The organism is Yoonia sp. (genome assembly GCF_036007805.1).
GTDB lineage: Bacteria > Pseudomonadota > Alphaproteobacteria > Rhodobacterales > Rhodobacteraceae > Yoonia.
In genome coordinates, this window is sequence record NZ_DASYOK010000228.1 from 1 (window position 1) to 1,696 (window position 1,696).

The 1,696-nt window shown below is 60.6% G+C and carries 2 protein-coding genes; both read right to left on the reverse strand.

Annotated elements, in window-relative coordinates:
- A partial coding sequence (gene hemN, locus VGP75_RS12535) for an oxygen-independent coproporphyrinogen III oxidase (protein WP_327543992.1) occupies positions 1–1,178 on the reverse strand: 1,178 nt, incomplete at its 3' end.
- Between the two features lie 62 nt (positions 1,179–1,240).
- Positions 1,241–1,696 (reverse strand): SCO family protein (locus tag VGP75_RS12540; protein WP_327543993.1); only part of this gene is annotated, 456 nt, incomplete at its 5' end.

Below are 1,696 nucleotides of genomic sequence, written 5' to 3' on the forward strand. Positions count from 1 at the left end.
GCACCGGCGTGCTGCGCAAGGCGTGCGAGATCAATTTCAAAGTCGCACATCAGCATGTTGATCGCGGTGGCGCGCAGGCGGTCGGCGGCTGTCATTTCATAGCCGCGGTGCCCTGCAAGCTGGCCTGCCGCAACACGTTCAATATAGGCGGCGGTGGCCGAGGCGTTCTGCACATAGCCTTGCGCGAATTGCGAAATCGACGAGGCCCCGATTCCGATCAGGGTGGGGCAGGTGTCGTCTGTGTAGCCCTGGAAGTTCCGGCGCAGATGGCCTGTCTTTGCAGCAATGGCGAGGCTGTCTGCGGGTTTGGCGAAATGGTCGATCCCGATGGGCTCATAGCCGCTGCCGGTAAAGGCGGCTGCGGCCTGGCGCGCCAGATGATACCGGTCTTCCTCGCCGGGCAGGGCCGCATCGGGGATCAGTTTCTGGCGCTTGGAAAAGCTGGGCACATGGGCATAGCCGAAAAGTGCGATGCGATCAGGATCAAGCGCGCGGACTTTGGCGATGGTGGCGGCGAGCTTGGCTGCGGTCTGAAACGGCAGCCCATACACGAGGTCCGCGTTCAGTGATATGATCCCTGCAGCGCGCAGGCTGTCCACGCAGGCGCGGGTCTGGGCAAAGCTTTGCTTGCGTCCGATCGCCTCCTGGACGTCGCGGGCGAAATCCTGAATGCCGATGCTGGCGCGGGTCATGCCCATCTCGGCCAGCGCTGCGATTTTGGCGTCGTCCACCAACGTGGGGTCAATCTCGACCGAGAAACTGAAATCAGGCGCAGGGGGGATCACGTCTTTGACCGCCTGTGCGAGGTCGCGGATCATTTCGGGCGGCAGGATTGTGGGCGTGCCACCACCCCAGTGCATCTGGCCCATGGTTACGCCCGCAGGCAGGGTCGCGCGCAGCAACTCCAGCTCATCTTTCAGGACTTCGAGATAATGGGCCACAGGTTTCAGCGTGGTTGTGCCTTGGGTCCGGCAGGCGCAGAACCAGCAAAGCCGTTCACAGAACGGGATATGGATATAGACCGAGACAGGCGCTGCCGGATCAAGCGATTGCAGGCAACTGACCTGAAAGTCAGCCCCCTGCGCAGGGGTGAACGCCGTCGCCGGCGGATAGCTGGTGTAGCGGGGCACGCGGGCGTCAAACAGGCCCATGCGGCGGAGGGTATCGAGATGTGTCATACACCTCTTTTCGCCCATCGCCTGTCAGCTTTTGTTGCGCCAGATCAAGTGGCGCAATTTTTCTAGCTGTTTTGCGCCATAAAGCAGGCCGAGATTTCTGCGACCGCTTCTGCGGGCGTGTCACGGCGGAAGAAGGTTGCGAACCCGGTTTCGGGAAACATCAGGTAGGTCTGCGTCGAGTGGTCGACGAGATAGTATTCGGGGTCACCCTCAACCGCGCGGTAGTAGGTTTTATAGGCCTGGCTGGCCGCTTTGACCTGTTCAGGTGATCCGGTCAGCCCGATCATGTCTTCGTGGAAGTTGTCGGTGAAATCGCGCACGACCTCGACTGTGTCACGTTGCGGGTCGACCGAGATGAAAATTGTTCCCAGATCAAGCCCTTGCTCTTCCAGGATATAGGCTGCCTGTGCATTGCGCGCGGAATCCAGCGGGCAAACATCGGGGCAGAATGTGTAGCCGAAATAGACCAGTGTCGGTTTGGTGATCACATCGGCATCCGTTACGGTTTCGCCGGTTTC